This window comes from Leucobacter viscericola (assembly GCF_011299575.1).
Taxonomy (GTDB): domain Bacteria; phylum Actinomycetota; class Actinomycetes; order Actinomycetales; family Microbacteriaceae; genus Leucobacter; species Leucobacter viscericola.
The window spans coordinates 2,326,164-2,349,017 of record NZ_CP049863.1 but is presented as its reverse complement, the minus strand read 5'-3'; the positions used below and the strand labels follow the sequence as shown (position 1 = coordinate 2,349,017).

The window sequence follows — 22,854 nt, the reverse complement described above, 5'->3', positions numbered from 1 at the left end:
CATCCGGGTCAGCCGTCGTGGCTGGGCGCCGGGCTCGCCTATGAGCCGTGGCTATCACTCGCGAACGGGTAGTTACGAGTGAGTGGGTGCGATATGCGGGATGGGGGCGTACGTCTTTCGGTGCGTGCGCACCGTTCCGACACTATCGAATTGGCCCATGTTGCGCTCGCCCGTGGCAGTTTGTCAGGCGAATACTGTCGTTTTGTCTGCCCGCGCAGCCCGGCCAGTCCGGTCCCGCCCGGCCCAGCCAGCCCGGCCCAGCCCAGCCCAGCATTTGCGGGTCACTTTTGTGCGCTAAAACCTCGTTTAGTGCACAAAAGTGACCCGCAAACGGCAGGCCAGGAGGCAACTAAGCGCTTGGCCACTCACCGAGCACAAGGTTCTCTGGCCGTTCACCCGCCTGCAGATGCGCAATCTGGCGCCGGATCAGCGAGACCATTCGCGGCAGCATCGCGCTTGAATCGCCACCAACGTGCGGGGTAATGAGGGTTCCAGGGCAGTCCCACAGTGGGTGATCTTCGGGCAGGGGCTCGGGATCGGTCACGTCGAGCGCCGCACGCAGGCGGCCCGCACGCAGCTCGGCAACGAGGGCGTCGGTGTCGACCACGGCACCCCTGGCGACGTTCACGAGCAGGGCACCGTCGGGCATGGCGCCGAGGGCTTCTGCGTTCATGAGCCCCTTCGTTTCTGATGTGAGGGGTACCGCAAGAATGACAACATCTGCGTCTGCGAGCGCACCGTGGAGCGAATCAAAGCCGAGCACCTGCACCGTCTCGCCGGCGAGATTCTTTTCTTCGCGGGCCGTGCGCGCGAGCCGCGTGATCGCCACCTCAAACCCGGCGAGCCGTGCCTCGATGGCCTTTGAAACTCCGCCGTATCCGATCAACAGCACGCGCTTATCGGCCAGGCTTGGGAAGGATCGCAGGTCCCAACGGTGCGCCTCACCATCGAGCACAAACTCAGCGATGCCCCGCTGCGCAGCGAGCGTCAGCGCAAGAGCGAGCTCGGCGGTTGAGGTCTCGTGCACGGTCGCGGCGTTCGCGAGCGGAATGCCCTCTGGCAGATAGCGATCGACACCGTTGTAGCCGATCGACTGCCACTGCACGAGCTGCACATCGATGTTGGCGAGGAGATGGAACTCCTTCGCGCCACCCCAGTAGGGCGGCACCACGACGTCGATGCGCTCGCTCGGAGCTGGCCCCTCGAGATCCCAATCGACGAAAGTGACGCCGGGCTGATCCGCCAGAGCCTCGCGCAGCCCGGGGTCACTCGGCAGGGAAACAATCAGCTCAGTCATGCATTCGAGTGTAGCGATGGGCGACGGGACTCAGTTCGAACGCGCAGCGGCCGCAGCCACCCGAGCGGCGATCCCATCAATGATCAGCTCAAGACCGCGCTCAAAGACCTCGCGGTTTCGCACCTCACCACTCGAGTGGTGCGGGAGGAGCGTGGCGAGCTTGCCATCCGAGTGGGCAGGATCGATCAGCACCTCGGGTGAGAGTGCGTCCAGCGCGGCACCAATGGAGAAGGCCTCAATGGCCTCGATGGTGGTGAGGATTTCCTCGTCGGGCAGCCCTGCCCGCTCGAGCGCTTCGGCCAACACCTCGTAGAAGCTCAGCGCGTCTGGCTCGTTGATAACCACCGTGATCAGGAGCTGCAGTACCCGCGGGTGACTCACGTACATGATCCAGGTCTGCTCGACCTCCCTGCGCAACGTCTCGCGCCAGTCGGCGGCTGATCTCTCTGGGCTTTTGTATTCGCTCACCATGACCTGCCGCATGGCGCGGATGATGCCCTCGCGGCCATCTACATGGTGGTAAAGAGAGGAAACACTCACGCCAAGCTGTTTCGCGAGGGGAACCACCTGGAGTTCGCGCCCGGAGTCAACGAGTTGAATTGCTGCCTGTCCGATGATCTCTTGACTCAGAAGAGCCTTGAGTGGCCTCGCCATACCAACCTCACGTTCATTGTCTGCTGCGCGTCTTGACAGATCCTCTCACAGCAGGCAAGATGAACGCGCGCATCGAAACTGTTTCGATTAATTTCGCACCCGTCGCCACCGTCGTCGAAGAAGAACTAGAGAGAACTCGTGAGCACAAACGTCTCCGCACCAGCAGCCTCTATCGAGTTGCGTCAACCGCTTACGCTGCGCAATGGCAGCGCGGTTTTTGTCGTCGCTCTCGCCAGCCTGATGATGGCAAATCTTGCCCCGTTCATCATGACAGCGCTGGGTGCACTCGGCTTCGACATTACGAGCAGCGGAAACATCCTGACCTGGGCACTACTCGCCTCCGCCGTTTCAGGTCTTGGCACGGCACGACTCGCATCGGGCAAACAGCGCAGGCCCCTCGCGTATATCGGGCTCACCGTCGCGACGATCGCGTTTGTTGCCGCAGCCGTGTTTCCCTCGCCCGGTGTTGTGGTCGGGGGCCTCATTATCGGTGGCGCGGGCGTGGGCGCAGCCATCTCAACCTCGGGTGCCGCCATTGCGGCGCTGCGCAACCCGAATCGGGTGTCGGCCGCGAGCGGTCTCACCAACCGGATTCTGGTCACCATCGTTCTCGCGGTGATCCCGCTTCTCGGCATCACTCAGGGCAGTGTCTTCGGAACACTCGCCCTCATCTCACTGGTTGCCCTCGCATTCGCCGCTTGGCTTCCCGATTCTCCCGAGCACGCCGAACCGGTCGACGTCACGGCAACGCTGCGTATCGCCGAGCCGCGCCGCATCACGATCGCGGGCTTCGCGCTGCTCCTCATCTTTCCCATCTGGGGCGCGAGCGAGGATGCCATCTGGACCATGGCTCCCGTTCTGGGCGATGCCGTCGGGCTCGGTGACCAGCAGCTCGGGTTCACGCTCAGCCTCGCCGCAGCGAGCGGCATCATCGGCATGTTTCTTGTCGCGCTCTTCGGCGATCGCATGGGACGAGCCGTGCCACTCGCCATCGCACTCGTACTGGGTGGCACTCTCAAAATCTGCATCGGTTTCACCGCCGACCCGACAGTGCTCGCCGTGCTCATCATCTGCGTCAACACAATCTACGCTTTCGCGTTTGCGCTCTTCATCGCCACCTCGGCGGGGCTCGACGCTCGCGGCCGCTGGTCTGGCCCACTTCTGGGCGCTTACCTCGTGGGCTCAAGCTTCGCCCCGCTTCTCGGCGGGGCACTCACCGAGGCGTTCGGCATTCGAATCTTCACACTCGGTGCCGGGCTTGTGAGCTTTCTCATCATCGTGCCGACCGTGCTCATCGCCCGCGTTTCGGTGGGAGCTGAAAAGGCACTGGCGCGATCCTCAACCTCCACCTCTGCCTGATCACAAGCTACGCACGGCTGCGCACCGTTCAGCGCCGATAACATCGAACCATCTCAGCACCACGAAAGCGGGTTTCCAATGACTGCACCCACCACGATCTACCGTAACGCCCAGGTCTTCACCGGCGAGGCCGCGCTGAAACCGCGCGACAGTTTTGCGGTGCGGGGGGACAGTATCCTTGCCGCTGGCGACCTTGACGCCGTGCGACTCGCAGCGGGTGCAGACGCGGCTGGAGCAAACACTGTCGAGGTGGATCTTGGCGGCGCGTTTGTGAGCCCCGGCATTATCGAGGGCCACGCCCACATGCTCATGCTTGGCGAGTCACTCGACAAGGTGCAACTGCGGGCCTGCAACACCGTCAAGGAGGTACAGGATCGCCTCGCGGCTGCCCACGCGGCGAATCCGGGCGCCGCGCAGATTCTCGGCACCAGCTGGCGCTTCGACATCTTCGCAGAGGGTGAGCGCCCAACCGCCGCGTTGATCGACGCTGTCATCCCAGATGTACCGGTGTTCATGGACGCAAACGACCTGCACTCGGTGTGGGTGAACTCGGCGGCGCTCAAGGTCATGGGCATCACACGCGACACCCCCGATCCCATCGGAGGCGAGGTTGTGCGCGACGAGAACGGTGACGCTACCGGCTTCTTGCTCGAATCGGCCGCGATCAAGTACGTCTGGGCCTACCTGGAATCGGTCGCGAGTGATGCCGACCGCGATCGCTTTCTTGAGAACGCCTTCAGTGCGTACCTTGAAACCGGAGTCACGGGAGCCACCGAGATGGCGTTTGGTCCGGCTGATCTCGCAACCTATCGCCGTCGCCTTGACCGCGACGGTCGGCTGCCATTTCTGGTCAACGCGCACTGGCTGCTCACGGCGTCGGGCAACCCCAAGGCCGACCTCGCCGCAATCGCCGAGGTCGCACAGATCCGCGATGAGGTCGCCGCGCAGTACGGCGACAAGTGGCTGCGGATCGCCGGCGTAAAGTTCATTCTCGATGGCGTCATTGACGCCTGCACCGCTGCCATGCGCGCGCCCTACGCCAATGGCGCCCTGCCCGAGGCGATCTGGACACGCGAGTTCGCGCTGCCCGTCGCAGTCGCGGCCGACGCAGCAGGGCTGCAGCTCGCGCTGCACGCGATCGGTGACGAGGCGAGCACGATCGCCCTCGACATGGTGCAGGAGTGCATTCGTGTCAACGGCCCACGAGCCGACCGTCGCGCCCGCGTCGAGCACCTGGAATCGGTCGCCGACGACACAATCGCGCGCATGGCCGCGCTCGGTGTGACCGCCTCGATGCAGCCGGTGCACTGCGACCCCGCGGTGCTCGACAACTGGCAGGCAGTGCTCGGCGACGAGCGTGCGCACTCCGGTTTTCCGTGGCACAAGTTCCGCGAGGCTGGTGTGGCCCTCGCACTCGGCACCGATGCCCCGACGGCACCGCACGAGGCGCCCGACAACCTCTTCATCGCCCTGACCGCGAAGTCTTCGATCGACCGCTCCCGCAGCGCCTACCAGCCGCAGCGTGTGTTCACCCCGGCGGATGCCGTGGAAGCCATGACACTCGGCCCCGCGTTCGCGACTCACCGCGAGGATGAGCTCGGACGCATCGCCGCCGGCTACCGAGCGAACGTGATTGTATGGACCGCAAATCCGCTGACCGACGCCCCCGAAGCCCTGCTCGACTCGGCCGCAGCGCTCACGATCGTCGATGGTGAGGTCGCATTCACGGCGGCTGGGTGACGCCTGACGCATTACACGGCAGAATGGGGTCATGAGTAGCGAAGAGCAGAGTGCGACGGGCCCCACCGAGTTCAGCTTTGTTGACGCGGACGGCATTGAAATCTTCTGCTATCGCTGGGACGCGGCGGATCCAATAGGTGTCGTGCAGATCTCGCACGGTGTGGGCGAGCACGCGAAACGCTATGACGCCTTTGCTCGGGCACTCGTCGGGGCAGGGTTCACCGTCTACGCCGACGATCACCGCGGTCACGGCGAGACCGGGCGCGCGCAGTGGGGTGGCGACATCGCCCGTCTCGGGCGTCTTGGGCCCGGCGGACTTCGGGCCACGGAGCGCGCGATCCTGCAGCTCACTGGGCTGATTCGGGATCGGCACCCCGGTTTACAGCTCATCATGTACGCGCACTCGTGGGGCTCTCTGATGGCGCAGCGGATCCTGAACGAACACCCGCGCGCCTGGGACGCGGTGGTGCTCTCGGGCAGCACACTTCGCACGTTCAAGCACATGGAGAGCGGTGACCTGAACAAGCGCTGGGCCGGGCCCGAGGCAAACGGCAACGAGTGGCTCAGCCGCGATCCCGCCGTGGCACAGGCGTTTGCTAGCGACCCGCTGTGCTTCCCGGCAGACATCTTGAAGCTCTTCGGTGTTGCCGACGGGCTGCGTCTCTTCGGCAGGCCCGCGGCGGGGCTCGCCCCCGAGATTCCGATGCTGCTGATCTCGGGAACCGATGATCCCGTTGGCCGCAACGACGGGGTGCGTCACCTCGCCGATGCCCTTCGCAAGCGCGGAGTCCGTGAGGTGGCAGTCAAGCTCTACCCGGGAGCGAGGCACGAGACGTTGAACGAGACGAATCGCGACGAGGTGCAGGCCGACATCATCACCTGGATGCTGGAGCAGGTTAACGGGTAGCTGCAAACCCTCCCACTGACCGCCCGTTCGGCGTACGCTAGGGCCATGAGCATGCACGGAGAATACAAGGTGCCCGGCGGCAAGCTAGTCGTCGTAGATTTCGAATTGAGCGACGGTCAGATCCACGATTTCCGCCTCTCGGGTGACTTCTTCCTTGAGCCCGACGACGCCCTCGAGTGCATCAACGCGGCCATCGAGGGCATGAGCCCGAACGGCACAATCGAGGAGTTCAGCGAGGCGATCCACACTGCCCTGCCGAGTGAGGTGCACCTGCTCGGGTTCACTCCCGATTCGGTGGGTGTGGCGATCCGGCGTGCCGTCACAGGGGCGGCCCACTGGCGCGACTATGACTGGCAGATCCTGCACGAGCCACCGATCTCACCCATGCTGAACGCGGCCCTCGACGAGGTGCTGACGGCGGCGGTCGGCGAGGGGCTGCGCGGGCCAACACTTCGCATTTGGGAGTGGAACGAGCCTGCGGTGTTTATCGGCAGCTTTCAGTCCGTCAAGAACGAGGTCGACGAAGAAGAGGCCGCAGCGCACGGGGCCAAGATCGTGCGGCGCATCTCGGGTGGCGGCGCCATGTTCATGGAACCCGCCGCGAGCATCACCTACGCGCTCTACGTACCTGGGGAACTCGTGCGCGGCATGACGTTCGCCGACTCGTACGCGTACCTCGACGAGTGGGTCATTGAGGCCCTGAAGGCGCTCGGCATCGACGCCGTTTACAAGCCGCTCAACGACATTACGAGCCCGCAGGGCAAGATCGGCGGCGCTGCGCAGAAGCGACTCGGCTCCGGCGCAGTGCTCCACCACGTCACCATGGCGTACGACATGGACGCAGAGGCCATGACCAAGGTGCTTCGCATCGGGCGAGAGAAGCTGTCAGACAAGGGCACGGCGAGCGCACAGAAGCGGGTGGATCCGCTGCGTTCCCAAACAGGCCTCCCGCGCGAGACGATCGTCGAGAAGATGATCGAGGTGTTCCAGCAGCGTCACGGCGGCGTGATGGGCGAGGTTACCGAGGGCGAGTGGGACGCGGCCGAGCGGCTCGTCGAGCAAAAGTTTGCGACGGAGGAGTGGCTTCGGCGGGTGCCGTAGGGCCCTGATTCCGAAGCAAGCTACACATGCACACCCGTTGTGTATGTGAGTCATCTCGCGTACCCTGACACTATGGCAACTCTTGAGAAACGGGTACAGGTGCTCTTTGATCCTGAGCAATATGCCGCTCTGGAAGCGGAGGCGCGGGCACGCAATATAAGCGTGGGTGCCCTTATTCGCCTGGCCACCGACCAGCTACTCGACACGCAGCGGAATGACGCCCGGCAGGGCCTCAGAGACATGTTCGCAAGGGCAGCTGAAGACGAAAAGCGAAACAACTACCCTCCCTTTAATTGGGAGGAAGCGCAGGCAGCTTACGAACACGAGACGGATCCGTTCTATCGCGAGGCCCAAAACAAGGGAGACCTCGCAGCATGAGTGTGGCAGCCATGGAAGATGCTGTGCTCATTGATGCCGCCACGGCACTCTACGCGTTAAGCCCGAGCGATCCACGAAGCGCTTCCTGTCAAGCAAAGCTGCTGGACCTTGCTTCTGGGAAGAGCCGTGGGTACATCAGCACGGAGATGGTTCAAGAAGTTGTGTTCCATCGCATGCGAAGGACCCAAAACCGCGCACAGTCGATCGAAGAGGGCCGCGGGCTCATTCGGTCATTCACGGTTCTGAAGTTTGACGATGAAGTGCTCGACACCTCTCTTAACCTCATCGAACAGCTACCAAACGTGCGCGGCCGCGATGCGGTGCATGCGGCGACCGCGCTTATCTACGGCATCCCGAAGATCCTGTCTCCTGATAAAGATTTCGACCAGATTCCCGGAGTTACGCGAATCGACCCCCTCGCGAGCCAAGACAGCTGACCTACACCGTCAGAACCACCTTGCCCGTGGTCTTGCGACCCTCGAGCGCACGGTGCGCATCTGCAGCGTCTTCCAGGGGGAAGCGCGCGCCGATCCTGATATCGAGATCACCCGCCGCAATCGCGTCAAAGAGATCGCCGTAGCGCCACGCGCGCTCCTCGGAGTTGCGCAAGAAGTGGCCAAGCGAGGGCCTAGTGATCGAGAGGGATCCGCCCGCGTTCAGCCGCTGCAATTCGAACGGCGGCACCGGACCACTCGCCCCACCAAAGAGAACCATCTCGCCGCGCACTCGCAAAGATTTGAGCGACTCGTCGAAGGTGTCTTTGCCTACACCGTCGTAAACCACCGCAACCCCTTCGCCTCCCGTGAGCTCGCGGGCGCGCTCCGCGAAGCCCTCGTAGTCCATAGCAACCTCGGCGCCAGCACCGAGGCTCAGCTCTCGCTTCTCGCCTGTCGACACGGTGGTGAGCACACGAACTCCACGCGCGGTCAGGATCTGAGTCAGCAGCAGCCCCACACCGCCCGCGCCAGCGTGCACGAGCACGGTGTCACCTTTCTGCGGGTGCGATGCAGAGGTTGCGAGGTAGTGCGCGGTCAGCCCCTGAAGGGGCAGCGCGGCGGCGGTCTCGGCATCGATCCCGCCCGGTACTTTCACCGCGGCGTCGGCAGCGACGATGAACCGTTCGGCGTAGCTGGCCCGGGCCTCGGCGGTGGCAACGAGGTCGCCGACCTCGAAACCCGACACGCCCTCACCAACAGCCAGCACAGTCCCCGCGGCCTCGGCTCCCGGGGTGAACGGGAGTGTCATCTTATACAGTCCCGTGCGCTGGTAGGCCTCAATGAAGTTCACGCCGACCGCGGCCGTCTGCACGAGCAGTTCGCCGGGGCCGACCGCCGGATCCTGCACCTCGCCAAGTTCAAGAACCTCGGGGCCGCCAGTTTGCTTCACGGTGATTGCGCGCATGATGCGAGCCTACGACGCCTGGCTCGACTTTGCACCTGTCGGGCAACGCCGAGAGCGCGCTCTAGTGTCGAACCTGCGGTTCAGAACCGCACTCTCGATGCTGGAATGCAGGTTCGGCAACTGGACCTGCTGCTACTCCTCCGGCACACCGCCGGGAAAGTCCTCGAAGATCAAAATGGTGCGGCTGCTGCGCACCCACGGGATCTTCTGAATCCCCTCGAGCACCACGCGCCGCAGGTGGCTGTTGTCGTCGGCTCGCACAAGCAACAGCACATCGAATTCCCCTCCAACCAGCGCAATGTGCTCGACCTCTTCTATGGCCCCCAGGGTGGAGCGGATCTCCTTCCAGCCCGTCTGGTCAATCTGCAGCGTCACATAGGCCGAGGCGTGCGCACCCGCTCGCACCGGATCGGTCTGCACCGTGAAGTTCACAATGACCCCGGAGTCGACCAGCCGCTTTACCCGCGCGTGCGCTCCGGCCCGCGAAATGTGCACGGCCTCCGCAAGCGACGTCATTGATACTCGCGCGTCTTCGCGCAGCACCTCGAGAATTGCCCGGTCAATGTCATCGACGCTCATCTGTCGCACCTCACACTTCGTTGTTACCAGATGCCATTCATCCAAACTTATGGAAGCATTTCGATCAAATATACATTCCTCACGAATTCTGAGACACAAACATTCAGAACTGGGGCAGAATTATCGGCATATCGTCTTGACCAATGATTCGAGGAGGAATCGTGTCAACACCAGGCACCTCACTGCTGCCGCGAGACACTCCCGTGCAGCTGATGGACTCTGACGGCATCGTGGGGAGCGACGCCGACTACGCCCTGCCGTCCAGCGAACAGTTGTTGAGCGCGTACGCCGCTCTCGTTAACGGGCGCAGGATCAACGACCAGTGCAACGCGCTCGTGCGACAGGGGCGCCTCGCCGTCTACCCGTCGTCAAATGGGCAAGAAGCCTGTCAGGTCGCCGCGGCCCTCGCGCTCGCGGAGGGCGATTGGATCTTTCCGACCTACCGCGATTCCGTCGCCGTCATCACACGCGGCGTCGCCCCGGCCAACGCCATGGTGCTGCTGCGTGGCGACTGGCACTCCGGCTACAACCCGCACGAGCACGGCGTCGCTCCACAAGCGACACCTCTTGCAACCCAACTGCTGCACGCGGTCGGCTTCGCGCACGCCGCAAAGCTCAGGGGCGAAGACACCGTAGTGCTCGCCATGTGCGGTGACGGCGCAACGAGCGAGGGTGACTTTCACGAGGCCATGAACTTCGCGGCCGTGTTTCAGCTGCCCGTCGTGTTCTTCGTGCAAAACAACGAGTTTGCAATCTCCGTTCCGCTGTCGCGCCAGACCGCGGCCCCCTCGCTCGCCCACAAGGCGATCGGTTACGGCATGCCCGGCCAGCGGGTCGACGGCAACGATGTTGCAGCTCTCCTCGCGGTGCTGAACGAGGCGGTGGATCGCGGCCGCTCCGGTGGCGGACCCAGCCTTGTCGAGGCCCACACCTACCGCATGCTCGCGCACACCAACGCTGACGACGACACCCGGTACCGCGAGCGCGAAGAGGTGCAGGCGTGGGTCGCGCGGGATCCGCTGACCCGCATGCAGACCTACTTGACCGGTGCAGGCCTGCTCGATGACGCAGCCGAAGCGTCCCTGGCAGAGGATGCCGAGGGGATCGCGGCAGAGCTTCGAGAGGTCATGAACGCGGAACCCGAGCTCGATCCCGAGCAGCTTTTTGCCCACGTGTTTGCCGAGCGCCCCGCAACCCTCGACGCCCAGTGGGCGCTGCTGCAAGACGAAATCGAGCGAACGGAGCACAGCGCATGAGTACCGCAACCCTGCCCAAGCAGACCGGATCCGCACCCGCAGCAGCGACCCAGAATGCCACACCCGCAAGCTCTGTCGCTGACGCACCCACCGATCACCCGCGCAGTGCTCCCGTCGTCGAGACTATGACCATGGCCGCCGCGCTCAATCGTGCGCTCGCGGATGCGCTTATTGAAGACGAGCGTGTGCTGATTTTCGGCGAAGATGTCGGCGCACTCGGCGGTGTCTTCCGCATCACCGACGGACTCACCGCCCGCTTTGGCGAGAACCGCTGCTTCGATACGCCGCTGGCCGAGTCGGGGATCGTCGGCACCGCTGTTGGCATGGCGATGAACGGACTTGTTCCCGTTGTTGAGCTGCAGTTTGACGCCTTTGCGCTGCCCGCGTTCGAGCAGGTCGTCAGCCACGTCGCCAAACTCGGCAACCGCACGCGCGGCGACGTGCGACTGCCCCTTGTTATTCGCATTCCCTACGGCGGCGGGATCGGCGGCGTCGAGCACCACTGCGACTCGTCTGAGGCCTACTACACGCACACACCCGGGCTCACCGTGGTGTCACCGTCGACTCCGCAGGAGGCCTACTCGCTGCTGCGCGCCGCGATTGCATCGCCGGATCCCGTGGTGTTTTTGGAGCCGAAGAAGCTGTACTGGTCGAAGGGTGTTGTCGATACCTCGGTGACCGCGGAGTTGCGACAGGCTCAGGTGATCCGCGAGGGCAGTGACCTGACGCTGATTAGTTACGGGCCGTCAGTACCGATTGCGCTGGAGGCCGCCGAGGCCGCCACTGCCGAGGGGCGGAGTGTGCAGGTCATTGACGTGCGCACGCTGACGCCGTTTGATGACGCGACGGTCATGGAGGCCGTGCGCGGCACCGGACGCGCCATTGTGATCGCCGAGGCACCCGGGTTCGCGAGTGTTGCGTCCGAGATTCAGGCGCGCGTGTTCGAGCAGTGCTTTGAGTATCTCGAGGCACCCGTGCGTCGGGTGACCGGCTTCGATACACCCTTCGCTTCGCCGAAGTTTGAGCACTGGTATCTGCCCGACGTGGATCGGGTGCTCGACGCCATCGACACACTTCACTGGGAGGACTGAGACATGACCACGCAGGTATTTCGTCTCCCCGATCTTGGCGAAGGCCTCACCGAGGCGGCGCTCGTGCGCTGGATGGTCGCCGTGGGCGACACCATCAAGATCGACCAGGCTATCGCCGAGGTCGAGACCGCCAAGAGCATCGTCGAGTTGCCCTCGCCCTATGCCGGCACTGTCATCGCCCTGCACGGCGAAGAGGGCGACACCATTCTGACCGGGGCGCCCGTACTTGAGGTGTCGTCTGGTGTGGAGCCTGGCGCTGGGACTGCCGCTGGGTCTGCCACCATGGCCGGTTCCGAGGCTTCAGAACGCAGTCACACGAACGACGAACACGAGGCCTATCGCAAAGAGGAGCAAGCCGGATCGGGCAACGTGTTGATCGGGTACGGCACCGGGGCCGGGCCAGCGAAGGGTCGGCGGAAGCGTCGGGGGGCCGGAGCAGCGCCTCGCGCCTCGCGCGAAGGGGCTGGCGGAAGCGTCGCCTCGGCTGGCTCCCCCGCGCCCGACGAGGGAGTTACGCCCGAATCAAGCACCACGACGTCTCGAACCGTCGCCGTGCGGTCACCGATTGTGCGCCGCCTGGCGCGCGAGCTCGGCATCGACCCGCGCTCCGTTGAACCCACCGGACTCGACGGCGCCGTCACACGCGCCGACGTGCTGCGTGCCGCCGAGGCCGGTTCGGCGGCTCCGGCTGCGGCCGCCGAAGCGCCTGGTTCAGGATCGGCCGCGATCCCGAACCAACACCCCACGGGCCCGCTCAAGGTGCTGCGCACCGAGCGCTTCACCCCGCTGCGCAAGGCGGTCAGCGCGAAGCTCAGCCGCAGCCGCGCCGAGATTCCCGAGGCGACGGTGTGGGTCGATGTTGACCTCACAGAGGTGTGGGAGCTGCGACCGCGCATGGCTTCTGAGGGAGAGAAGCCACCTTCGCTCACAGCCCTCTTCGCGCGCTACACGCTGCTCGCGCTCGAGCAGTATCCGCTGCTCGCGTCGCGCTTGAGCGCGTCGGGCGATGAGATCCAGGTGTTCGACGGGGTCAGCCTGGGCATCGCCGTCGACACGGATCGGGGCCTGATGGTGCCCGTGATCCATCGCGCAGACGCCCTCAGCGTGAGCGCGCTCGATGGCTCACTTCGTGAACTCAGCCGCGTCGCGCGCGAGGGACGCACCCCTCCCGAGCAGCTGCGAGACTCGACGTTCACTCTGAACAACTACGGAGGTTTCGGGGTCGACGGATCCGCGGCGATCATCAACCATCCCGAGGTCGCGCTGCTTGGCATCGGCCGGGTACTCGAACGCCCGTGGGTGGTCGACGGCCAGATTGTGCCGCGCAGGATCGCCCAGCTCTCGCTCGTGTTCGACCACCGCGTGTGCGATGGCGGCTACGCGGCGGGGTTCTTGAGGGCGGTCGTCGACCTGTTGGAGCACCCGCTGCGGGCGTATCCGTTGGTGTAGCGCGCCCGCCCGCCCGTGCGCTTCTCGGGCCGGCGCTCCGCCGCCCCGCAATTGCAGGCAAGGTCAGTAACCTGTGGCAAGGATCTTCACGCGGAGGTTTCCTTGCCACAGGTTACTGACCTTGCCACTACTCAGGCTCAGCGCCCGAGTTGGGCGTCACCGCATCAAACACCAAGCCTTCGCTGCTCAGCTTCGCGGTCCCAATCCCAACCCTGCCCCTGCCCCTACCCCTCGCTGAGAAGCCATGGTCTCGTCGAGAGGCCATCCCAATTCATGGCCTCTCGACGAGTCCATAGCTTTTCGACGGGGATGGCGCGGAGGGGTCGGCGTGGAGGGGCGGCGCAAGGCGCGGGGCCCGGCGCCCGGGGACGCCAGGGACCCCAGGGCAGCAGTAGCGAAGGATCCCAACCCCTACTGCGGCACAACCTCATTGGACCGCGTGTTGAGCGCCACACCCTTCGGATCCTTCACGAACGACACCGCAACCAGCGAGATGATCGTGACGCCGAGAATGTAGAGGCCAATGGTCCACGACTGGCCCGTCGACTTGAACACGAGGTCTGCGATCATCGGCGCAAAGGCCCCGCCAAAGATCGCACCGATCGCGTAGCCGATCGAGACACCCGAGTAGCGCACGTCAGCGGGGAACATCTCCGAGTACAGTGCCGCCTGCGGTCCGTACGAGAGACCCAGCCCGACCGTCATCAGGAACAGCGCGAGGAAGTACATGAAGATGTCGCCTGTGTCGATCAGGAACCACATCGGGATGGCCCAGATCCCGAGCAGCACGTAGCCGATCTGGAAGGTGCGCACGCGCCCGATGCGGTCCGAGAGGATGCCACCGTAGAGCGTGAACCCGAGCCAACCGAACGAGGCGAGGGTGGTCGCGAGCAGCACGGGTGGGCGCTCGAGACCGAGGCCGCCCTCGGCAACGGGACGCGTCGCGTACGCCGCGAAGAAGGCGATGAGCAGGTAACCGGCCGCGTTGTTCGCAATGAAGATGAGTGCTGCTTGAATGACCTGCTTGGCGTGCTTTGCGAAGAGCGTCTTGAGCGGAGTCGCCGACTCACCCTTGCGCTGCTGCAGCTCCTTGAACACGGGCGACTCTTCGACCGCACGGCGAATGAAGTAACCAACAAGAATCAGCACGATCGAGAACAGGAACGGGATTCGCCAGCCCCAAGCAAGAAACTGCTCTTCGCTAAGCACAGTGGTGATGACCCACATCGTGGCGGTGGCGAGGATCATCCCAAGCGGCACACCGATCTGCGGATAGGCACCAAAGAATCCACGCTTGTTCGTGGGAGCGTGCTCGACAGACATCAGCGCGGCACCACCCCACTCGCCACCGGCAGAGAAGCCCTGCATCACGCGAAGCAGGATCAGCAGCACGGGTGCGGCGATCCCGATCTGGGCATACGTGGGGAGCACACCGATAAGCGCGGTTGAGATGCCCATGAGAATCAGGGTGAGCACAAGCATGCGCTTGCGCCCGAGCTTGTCGCCGAGGTGACCCGCGACAATCGCACCGAGCGGGCGGAAGAGGAAGGAGATGCCGAGGGAGGCCCAGGCGACAATCTGCCCGACGGTCTCACCCGCGGGGGCGAAGTAGAGCGTCGCGAAGACAGCACCCGCCGCCTGCGCGTAAATAAAGAAGTCGTACCACTCGATCGTGGTACCCACGACGGTTCCCGCGAGCACCTTGCGCTGTTCCGCTCGTCGGTCGACGGTCGTCATTGTTTCAGCAGTCATGTGAACTCCGTTGTTCTTGTGGTTGCTTGGTGATTCTTGCCGAACGTTCGGCAAGTAATGAAGCTTACACGAATCCACCGGAATTGCACGCGCAGGATCATGCGCAGCGCCTCACCCAACCCGGCCGGTGTTTGCACCGAGCACCCCAGCCGTCTATCCTGAGATGAATTACCGAACGATCAGTCACTAAATCGACTGACGCGGCAGACATGGAGGTCTATCGCCTATGCCCGAGGCATTTCTCGTAGATGGTGTTCGTACGCCCGTCGGTCGTTATGGCGGTGCGCTCGCGGGCGTTCGGCCAGACGATCTCGCAGCCCTCGTGCTGCGCACGCTCGTGGAGCGGACCGGGATCCCCGCCGGCGCCCTTGACGAGGTGATCTTCGGAGCGGCGAACCAGGCCGGCGAAGACAACCGCAACGTCGCACGCATGGCCACGCTGCTCGCGGGTCTACCCGATACCCTCCCGGGATACACAGTCAACCGCCTTTGCGCCTCGGGCATGACCGCGGTCTCGAACGCCTCGCAGGCGATTCGTGCGGGTGACGCCGAGCTGATCCTCGCGGGTGGTGTCGAGTCAATGACCCGCGCACCCTGGGTGCAGGAGAAGCCGGGCAAGGCCTGGGCGAAGCCGGGCGCACAGTTCGACACCTCGATCGGCTGGCGCTTTACCAACCCCGAGTTTTTGAAGCGCGACAAGGCAACGTTCTCGATGCCTGAGACCGCGGAAGAGGTCGCTCGCGTCGACAACATCTCGCGCGAAGACGCTGACGCCTTCGCCGTCGAGAGCCACCGCCGCGCTATCGCCGCCATCGAGGCCGGGCACTTCGCCGACGAGATTGTGCCCGTCGAGGTGTCTCTTGGCCGCGGCAAGACCCAGCTGGTCGACACCGACGAGGGCCCCCGCCCCGGCACGACCGCAGAGGTGCTCGCGGGCCTGCGTCCCGTTGTCGCGGGCGGCACAGTGGTTACCGCTGGCAACGCCTCCTCGCTCAATGACGGCGCTTCGGCACTGCTCGTTGCAAGCGGTGAGGCCGTTGAGAAATACAACTTGAAGCCGCGGGCGAGGATCGTGACCAGCGTTTCTGCCGCGCTCGCCCCCGAGATCATGGGGCTCGGTCCGGTGCCCGCGACCGAAAAGGCTCTCGCACGCGCGGGGCTCAGCGTCTCGGACCTCGGCTCGATCGAGATTAACGAGGCCTTTGCCAGCCAGTCACTCGCCTCGATCAGGCGTCTCGGCCTCGATCCCGCGATCGTCAACACCGACGGTGGCGCCATCGCCCTCGGCCACCCGCTCGGCTCGTCGGGATCCCGACTGCTCGTCACCCTGCTCGGCCGCATGGAGCGCGAGGGATCACGCTACGGCCTCGCCACCATGTGTGTTGGTGTGGGTCAGGGCACGGCGACGATTATCGAGCGGGTCGAGTCGTGAGCGGCGCGAGCGACACGGCAGCCCGTGAGCCGCTGCGCATCGAGGATCGCGGCACTCACGTGCTCGCCACCCTCGACCGCCCGGAGAAGCGCAACGCGATCGACCAGGATCTGATCGATGCCCTGCACGTGCTGTGCGCGCGGCTCGAGGCCGTGCCGCAGACACTCGTGCTGCGCGGCGAGGGTGGCACGTTTGCCGCGGGAGCCGATATCGCACAGTTGCGCGAGCGCCGCGCGGCCGACGCAAAGGCCGGCATCAACACCCGCGCGTTCATGCGCATCAACGCCCTGCCGATGCCCGTGATCGCGGTGCTCGACGGCTACGCCCTCGGCGGCGGAGCCGAGCTCGCCTACGCGGCAGACATTCGGGTCGGCACGCAGACGCTCAAGATCGGTAACCCCGAAACGGGCCTCGGCATCATCGCCGCTGCCGGTGCGACCTGGCGCCTGCGTGAACTCGTTGGCGAGCCACTCGCGGCCGAAATCCTGCTCGCCGGGCGCATCCTCGACGCCTCCGAGGCACTGGCCGCAGGGCTCATTACCCACCTGCACGACGACGGTGAAGCAGCCCTGGCGACAGCAGAAAAGATCGCGGGCCGCATCGCAAAGCTCGACCCTACGGCAACACGTGCCTCGAAGCGAGTGCTCCACGCACCGCGCGAGGCCCACCCGCAGGTCGACCTCGACGAGCAGGCGATCCTCTTCGAAAGCCCCGAAAAGATGCGCCGCATGACGGAATTTCTTGAGCGAAAGCAGGCGAAATGACAAACCCTTCCCTTCCGATCCCAGCCGCTGAAGAAGCCGTGCCCTCGCGCGTTGGTGTGCTCGGCGGCGGGCGCATGGGCGGCGGGATCGCCCACGCCTTCCTCACCTCAGGCGCTTACGTTGTGGTGGTCGAGCGCGACGTCGCCTCGGCCGACGCAGCCCGCGAGCGCATTGAGCAGAGCATTGACGCCTCAATCGCGCGCGGCCTCGACGCCGACGCGGCGCTGCTGAAGCAGAACCTCACGGTCGCCACGAGTGTCACCGCGTTTGGCGCGTGCCGCCTCGTGATCGAGGCCGTACCCGAATCGCTTGACCTCAAGATCGAGGCGCTCAGCAACATCGAGCAGCAACTACCGGGTGACGCGATCATCGCGTCGAACACCTCGTCGATCCCACTCTCCCAGCTCGCGGAGGCACTGGATCGGCCCGAGCGCTTCATCGGTCTCCACTTCTTCAACCCCGTGCCGGCGTCCTCGCTGATTGAGGTGGTGGTGTGTGAACTCACGGATCCCGAGCTGCCCGAAATCGCGTGCGGCTGGGTGCGCGCACTCGGCAAGACACCGATCACCGTGAAGGATGCCCCGGGGTTTGCGTCGAGCCGCTTGGGAGTCGCGCTCGCGCTCGAGGCGATGCGGATGGTCGAGCAGGGTGTCGCGAGCGCGGCAGACATCGACCTGGCGATGGAGCTCGGCTACCGCCACCCGACGGGTCCGCTGCGCACAACCGACATCGTGGGACTCGACGTGCGACTCGGCATCGCCGAGCAGCTTGAGCGCGACCTCGGCCCGAACTTTGCGCCGCCGCAGTTGCTGCGCGACATGGTCGCGGCAGGCAAGCTCGGCCGCAAGAGCGGCCAGGGATTTTACGACTGGAATTGAGTCCCCGGTTCGATGCCGAGCCTGCACTTCAGCATCGAACCAGCAGTTCCTAACCGCAGGCTCGGCGCTGGAATGCAGGCTCGGCGGCGAGGCGCAAGCTCGGCGGCGAGGGGCAGGCTCAGCAGCGAGGCGCAAGCTCGGCGGAACAGCCCCCAGCACACAGACCAACAATTTGAAGGAGTCATCGCAATGACGCGCATACTACAGAGTTACGTACAGGATGCCTGGTGGAGCCCCGCCGCGGGCGTCACGGGTGTCGAGGTGAAAGACGCCGTCACCGGCGAGGCCGTCGCGCTCGTATCGAGCGAGGGTCTGGATCTCGCGGCCGCCATGGAGCACGCGCGCACCGTCGGGCAGAAGAGCCTCGGCGCCCTCACGTTCCACCAGCGCGCCGTGATCTTGAAGCAGCTTGCGCTCGCGCTGACCGAGCGCAAGAAGGAGCTCTACGCTCTGTCAACCCACACGGGCGCCACGAAGGGCGATTCCTGGGTCGACATCGACGGCGGCATCGGTGTGCTGTTCACCTACTCGGGCAAGGGTCGCCGCGAACTGCCCAATGCGAGGGTGCAGCTCGACGGTCCGGTCGAGCCTCTCTCGAAGGACGGCACGTTCCTCGGCCGCCACATCCGCACCACACTGCCCGGTGTCACCGTGCAGATCAATGCCTTTAACTTTCCGGTGTGGGGTGCGCTCGAGAAGTTCGGGCCCGCGTTCCTCGCCGGTATGCCGACCATCATTAAGCCCGCGACTCCGGGCGCCTACCTCGCCGAGCAGATGGTGCGCATCATGATTGAGTCGGGTCTGCTGCCCGCCGGTGCGCTGCAGTTGGTTTCGGGATCGGTGCGCGACGTGTTCGATCACGCGCGCCTCGGTGACGTGGTCGCGTTCACCGGCTCAGCCTCTACCGCAGAGGCGCTGCGCCGCCACGACGCCGTGCAGACCGGTGGCGTGATCTTCGGGGCGGAGACCGACTCGATCAACGCATCCGTGCTCGGGCCCGACGCCGTCGCTGGCACGCCCGAGTTCGACGCCTACGTGCGCCAGCTCGTCGCCGAAATGACCACGAAGGCAGGCCAGAAGTGCACCGCGATCCGTCGGGCCATCGTGCCCGCGGCGAGCGCTGACGCGCTGGTCGAGGCGGTTCGGGATCGCATCGCGTCGAAGGTGGTTGTCGGTGATCCTCCTGAGGAGGGCGTCACCATGGGGTCGCTCGCCTCGGTCGAACAGCGCGACGAGGTGCTGCGCCAGGTGCAGAAGCTTGTTGATGGCGGCGGCCGGATTGTGCTCGGAGAGGGCCAGACCGCGGGCCTCGATACCGCGTTTCTCGATCCTATGTTGCTACGTTTTGACGACCCTTTCGCCGAGCGCGTGCACGACACCGAGGCGTTCGGCCCCGTGTCGTCGATCATCACCTATGACACCCCCGAGCAGGCGGCTGATCTGGTGGTGCGCGGCGGCGGATCCCTCGTCACGAGTGTGGCGTCGGCCGATCCCGGGTTTGTTGCCGGGCTCACCCTGCGCGCTGCCTCGGCCAACGGGCGCATGCTCGTGCTCGACCGCACGGACGCACGCAGCTCGACCGGCCACGGCTCGCCCCTGCCGAACCTCGTGCACGGCGGCCCCGGTCGCGCGGGTGGCAGCGAGGAGTTGGGTGGTGTGCGCAGTGTGTTCCACTACATGCAGCGCACCGCGATCCAGGGCAGCCCCGAGGCACTGACCGCGATCACGGGAGTGTGGCACGCGGGCGCCGCAACTCGCGACGACCGCCATCCCTTCCGCAAGTCGCTGCAGGAGCTGCGCGTTGGCGATCAGGTACTGTCTGACGAGCGCGAGGTAACACTCGACGACATCACACACTTCGCCGAGTTCACGGGCGACACCTTCTACGCCCACATGGACGAGGAAGCCGCCGCGGCGAACCCCTTCTTCCCGGGGCGCGTTGCGCACGGCTACCTGCTGCTGTCGTTTGCGGCTGGCCTGTTTGTGTCGCCGGAACCCGGTCCCGTGCTCGCGAACTACGGGCTCGAGAATCTGCGCTTCATCACCCCCGTGTCACCTGGGGATCGTGTGCGGGTCGCGCTCACCGCAAAGCAGATCATTCCACGCGAGACCGACGACTACGGCGAGGTGCACTGGGACGCCGTGCTCAAGAACCAGGACGACGAGATTGTGGCGACCTACGACGTGCTCACTCTGGTGTCGAAGACGCCCTAGACCCCGTCCACGCGCCCTCACCCTCACCCTCACTCTTACCTCGCCAACAACACATCAACTCGTCGAGAGGCCCTCAACTAGCATGGCCTCTCGACGAGTTCGTAGCTTGTCGGCCGGGGTGGAGCGCGTCGAACGATCTCCACCCGCGTTTCCACCCGAGGGTGGTGTCTCGGAACGAGCACAAACGGCAAGCTTTTGGTATCAATCAGATCCAGGAGCTCCACTTGACCTCACTCAACTTCACCAGCATTCTTCTTGTTCTCGCCGTAGTCGCACTTGTCAGTGTTCGGCAAACACGCTGGACCGCAATCAGCGCCGACCAGATCTGGCGCGGCCCGGTCATCCTGGGTGTCATCGGGGTCGGCCTCATCACCTTTGGAGGCCAGGGCAACACATTCAACACAACCGACATTGCCTTCTTCGTCGTCGAGCTTGTAGCGAGCGCAGCTATCGGTGCACTGATCGGGGCTGTGGCCCACTTTCGCCCCATTACCGAGCAGGGGCTTCACAAGTGGCAGTCACGCAAGAAGAACCAGCAGGGCGGGGCTGCTCCCGAATTCGAGGCACGCAATGGCACACTGGGCCTCATTATTTGGGTGTTGCTTATCGCGGCGCGTATCGGGTTCTCTTTTTGGGAGGCATCGATCGGGGGCCACCTCGCTCAGGCGAGCGGCACGATCCTGTTGTTTCTCGCCGCGAACCGGCTGCTGCGTTCGGTTGTGATCACGCAGCGAACATCGCGAGTTCTCGCCCTGGCTCGGGCATAATTCAGAGATGGCCCGTCCTTCCCCCGACCCTGCGATGAGCATTGGCGCGCACCCACTTTCAAGGGCGTTGTCTCTACTGGCCGCAGTTGGCGTGACCGCCTCGGTTTTTCTGGATCCAGACCCCAACCCCCTGTGGGCGCTGATTGTGGCCACGATAGGGCTGCTGGCCTGGGTGCTCCTCTCCCTGCTGCGCTCGCGAACGAGGCTCTCCGTCGAGGTGATACTGCGCTCTACACTCATTGCAGTTGGTGCGCTTCTCGTGACTTCCATTCCCGTTGCCGGTGGAGTGTTGCTTATCGCTGGTCTGCTCGGGCTCATCGGAGATGCACGAATCGCTTGGCTCTATGCCTTCGTAGCCGCGGGATCGGCCGCTGCCCTGATCGCCGTGATCGCGCTTCGTGCACCGCTTCAACCGGAATCGCTTCTCGCCGCACTGGGCTTTGTGGTCCTCGGAGTTGTCTTGGGGATCACCCGGCGCTCGCAGACGGCAACGCGCGTTGCGGAGTTGCGCCTCGCCCAGCAACTCGCAGCCACTCAAACCGAGCGCGCGCGATCCGCAGCCCTCGACGAACGCGCTCGCATCGCACGCGATCTGCACGACACTCTGGCGCACACCCTCGGTGGTCTTGTGGTTCAGCTTGACGCGGTAGAGGCATTGGCAGAGGCCGGCAGAATTGACGACGTGATTACTCGCGCCCGGGCGGCACGCGGAATGGCCGCAGATGGACTGGTCGAGGCTCGAGAGGCCGTGGCATCTCTCAAGGAGGACCCCCTCGGCAAGGAGGACATTCGCCTCAACGATGCAATCCGCACCCTCGTCGATCTCGAGCGGTCGTTGGGCGCAACCATCGTTGCCTCGATAGATTCGGTTCCCGCTACGATCAAGGCTGAGACAGCGTCGGCTTTCCGCCGCGTTGCGCAGGAGGCACTCACCAACGCTCGAAAGCACGCGCCGGGTGAACCGCTCAGTCTCAATCTGAACTACGACGACCGCAGCATCACCCTCGCCGTTGAGAACGCACGGGGGCACAACAGGGAGAATGACATGCCGTTGCACGCATCGGGATCAGGCCAGGGCCTCGCGGGTATGCGAGCCCGAATGTCGGCGTGCCCGGGCGGGTCACTCATTGTCACTGAGAACCCGAGTTCGTTCAGCATCGTGGCAACGGCGGATTCCGCATGATTAGGATCGTCGTCGTCGATGATCAGGCGATCGTGCGCGATGGCCTCGTCACCGTTCTCGGGCTCATCGAAGACTTCGAGGTGGTCGGTGAGGCCGCCGACGGGCAGGCTGGCCTGGAGCTTGTTCTCGACAGCAAACCAGACGTTGTGTTGATGGATCTGCGCATGCCAAAACTTGACGGTGTTGCGGCCACTGCTCAAATTCACCAACTGCTACCCGATACTGCAGTGCTTGTGCTCTCAACGTTTGCAGATCAGGAGTCGATCGTTGACGCACTACGAGCTGGGGCTCGGGGCTACCTGACGAAGGACGCCGGTCGACAGCAGCTCGAGGCCGGCATTCGTGCTGTCGCTTCCGGGCAAACCACCCTTGCGCCGGCGGTGCGCGAGGCTGCCCTCTCGGGCATACAAACCTCGCACACCGCCGATACTGCGGCTGACGATGATCTCGCACTCCGTTTTCCGTTACTCACCGCGCGTGAGCGCGAGGTCGTCGCGCTCATTACCGAGGGTCTTTCGAACAGCGAGATCGCGGTGCAGCTGTTTCTATCAGTCGCGACAGTGAAGTCTCATATCAACTCGATCTTCGCAAAGTTTCACGTGACCACACGAGCCCAACTCATCGCCGCCGCATTGCGAAGGTGACGCCGTCA

The 22,854-nt window shown here is 64.6% G+C and carries 21 protein-coding genes; 16 read left to right on the top strand and 5 right to left on the bottom strand.

All coding sequences use genetic code 11. From position 1 onward, the window contains the following. Nucleotides 1-349 precede the first annotated feature (349 nt). Nucleotides 350-1,297: a 2-hydroxyacid dehydrogenase gene (locus G7068_RS10275; RefSeq protein ID WP_166291755.1), complete on the bottom strand. Its 948-nt coding sequence runs from the start codon at nt 1,295-1,297 to the stop codon at nt 350-352. 30 nt (nt 1,298-1,327) lie between these two features. Then, a complete protein-coding gene (locus G7068_RS10270; RefSeq protein ID WP_166291753.1) occupies nt 1,328-1,951 on the bottom strand; it encodes a TetR/AcrR family transcriptional regulator C-terminal domain-containing protein in 624 nt (207 codons plus the stop codon). 138 nt (nt 1,952-2,089) lie between these two features. On the opposite strand from G7068_RS10270, the gene G7068_RS10265 reads away from it, so the two are divergent. From G7068_RS10265 to G7068_RS10240, 6 genes are all read left to right on the top strand, one after another. Next, nucleotides 2,090-3,310: an MFS transporter gene (locus G7068_RS10265; RefSeq protein WP_244304441.1), complete on the top strand. Its 1,221-nt coding sequence runs from the start codon at nt 2,090-2,092 to the stop codon at nt 3,308-3,310. Between the two features lie 78 nt (nt 3,311-3,388). After that, on the top strand, nt 3,389-5,050 hold the full coding sequence (locus tag G7068_RS10260; protein ID WP_166291751.1) for an amidohydrolase: 1,662 nt from the start codon (nt 3,389-3,391) through the stop codon (nt 5,048-5,050). 31 nt (nt 5,051-5,081) lie between these two features. Beyond that, nucleotides 5,082-5,957 (top strand): alpha/beta fold hydrolase, encoded by an 876-nt coding sequence (locus tag G7068_RS10255; RefSeq protein WP_166291749.1) that lies wholly within the window; start codon nt 5,082-5,084, stop codon nt 5,955-5,957. Between the two features lie 51 nt (nt 5,958-6,008). Beyond that, complete coding sequence (gene lplAB / locus G7068_RS10250; protein ID WP_166293116.1) at nt 6,009-7,058, top strand: lipoate-protein ligase LplAB; 1,050 nt, start codon at nt 6,009-6,011, stop codon at nt 7,056-7,058. A gap of 72 nt (nt 7,059-7,130) precedes the next feature. Next, on the top strand, nt 7,131-7,436 hold the full coding sequence (locus G7068_RS10245; protein ID WP_166291747.1) for a hypothetical protein: 306 nt from the start codon (nt 7,131-7,133) through the stop codon (nt 7,434-7,436). Then, a complete protein-coding gene (locus tag G7068_RS10240; protein ID WP_166291745.1) occupies nt 7,433-7,873 on the top strand; it encodes a type II toxin-antitoxin system VapC family toxin in 441 nt (146 codons plus the stop codon). The genes G7068_RS10245 and G7068_RS10240 overlap by 4 nt, the downstream gene beginning before the upstream one ends. Nucleotide 7,874: 1 nt before the next feature. On the opposite strand, the gene G7068_RS10235 is transcribed toward G7068_RS10240, so the two are convergent. Both G7068_RS10235 and G7068_RS10230 read right to left on the bottom strand, forming a co-directional pair. After that, on the bottom strand, nt 7,875-8,840 hold the full coding sequence (locus tag G7068_RS10235) for a quinone oxidoreductase family protein (RefSeq protein ID WP_166293115.1): 966 nt from the start codon (nt 8,838-8,840) through the stop codon (nt 7,875-7,877). 129 nt (nt 8,841-8,969) lie between these two features. Next, on the bottom strand, nt 8,970-9,416 hold the full coding sequence (locus G7068_RS10230; protein WP_166291743.1) for an Lrp/AsnC family transcriptional regulator: 447 nt from the start codon (nt 9,414-9,416) through the stop codon (nt 8,970-8,972). A gap of 212 nt (nt 9,417-9,628) precedes the next feature. On the opposite strand from G7068_RS10230, the gene pdhA reads away from it, so the two are divergent. Genes pdhA through G7068_RS10215 form a run of 3 tightly spaced genes read left to right on the top strand, consistent with a single transcriptional unit; the run spans nt 9,629 to nt 13,212 of the window. After that, the gene (gene pdhA / locus G7068_RS10225; RefSeq protein WP_166293113.1) at nt 9,629-10,672 is read left to right on the top strand and encodes a pyruvate dehydrogenase (acetyl-transferring) E1 component subunit alpha; all 1,044 of its coding nucleotides are present in this window, start codon (nt 9,629-9,631) and stop codon (nt 10,670-10,672) included. Next, nucleotides 10,669-11,763: an alpha-ketoacid dehydrogenase subunit beta gene (locus G7068_RS10220; RefSeq protein WP_205881274.1), complete on the top strand. Its 1,095-nt coding sequence runs from the start codon at nt 10,669-10,671 to the stop codon at nt 11,761-11,763. The genes pdhA and G7068_RS10220 overlap by 4 nt, the downstream gene beginning before the upstream one ends. Nucleotides 11,764-11,766: 3 nt before the next feature. Continuing rightward, a complete protein-coding gene (locus G7068_RS10215; RefSeq protein WP_166291741.1) occupies nt 11,767-13,212 on the top strand; it encodes a dihydrolipoamide acetyltransferase family protein in 1,446 nt (481 codons plus the stop codon). A 411-nt stretch (nt 13,213-13,623) separates the two neighbouring features. On the opposite strand, the gene G7068_RS10210 is transcribed toward G7068_RS10215, so the two are convergent. Then, entirely contained in the window at nt 13,624-14,964 is a 1,341-nt protein-coding gene (locus tag G7068_RS10210; protein WP_166291739.1) for an MFS transporter, read from the bottom strand. A 226-nt stretch (nt 14,965-15,190) separates the two neighbouring features. On the opposite strand from G7068_RS10210, the gene G7068_RS10205 reads away from it, so the two are divergent. The 7 genes from G7068_RS10205 to G7068_RS10175 all read left to right on the top strand — a co-directional run bounded on the left by G7068_RS10205 (nt 15,191) and on the right by G7068_RS10175 (nt 22,846). Continuing rightward, the gene (locus tag G7068_RS10205; protein WP_166291737.1) at nt 15,191-16,396 is read left to right on the top strand and encodes a thiolase family protein; all 1,206 of its coding nucleotides are present in this window, start codon (nt 15,191-15,193) and stop codon (nt 16,394-16,396) included. Beyond that, the gene (locus tag G7068_RS10200) at nt 16,393-17,160 is read left to right on the top strand and encodes an enoyl-CoA hydratase/isomerase family protein (protein ID WP_205881273.1); all 768 of its coding nucleotides are present in this window, start codon (nt 16,393-16,395) and stop codon (nt 17,158-17,160) included. Before G7068_RS10205 ends, G7068_RS10200 begins: the two co-directional genes overlap by 4 nt. Next, the gene (locus G7068_RS10195) at nt 17,157-18,038 is read left to right on the top strand and encodes a 3-hydroxyacyl-CoA dehydrogenase family protein (protein ID WP_166291735.1); all 882 of its coding nucleotides are present in this window, start codon (nt 17,157-17,159) and stop codon (nt 18,036-18,038) included. Before G7068_RS10200 ends, G7068_RS10195 begins: the two co-directional genes overlap by 4 nt. A gap of 189 nt (nt 18,039-18,227) precedes the next feature. Continuing rightward, a complete protein-coding gene (paaZ, locus tag G7068_RS10190) occupies nt 18,228-20,252 on the top strand; it encodes a phenylacetic acid degradation bifunctional protein PaaZ (protein WP_166291732.1) in 2,025 nt (674 codons plus the stop codon). A 224-nt stretch (nt 20,253-20,476) separates the two neighbouring features. After that, entirely contained in the window at nt 20,477-21,019 is a 543-nt protein-coding gene (locus tag G7068_RS10185; RefSeq protein WP_166291730.1) for a hypothetical protein, read from the top strand. A gap of 7 nt (nt 21,020-21,026) precedes the next feature. Next, nucleotides 21,027-22,202, top strand: a complete 1,176-nt coding sequence (locus G7068_RS10180; protein ID WP_166291728.1) for a sensor histidine kinase — start codon at nt 21,027-21,029, stop codon at nt 22,200-22,202. Next, nucleotides 22,199-22,846, top strand: a complete 648-nt coding sequence (locus tag G7068_RS10175) for a response regulator transcription factor (protein ID WP_166291726.1) — start codon at nt 22,199-22,201, stop codon at nt 22,844-22,846. Before G7068_RS10180 ends, G7068_RS10175 begins: the two co-directional genes overlap by 4 nt. The last annotated feature ends 8 nt before the right edge of the window (nt 22,847-22,854 follow it).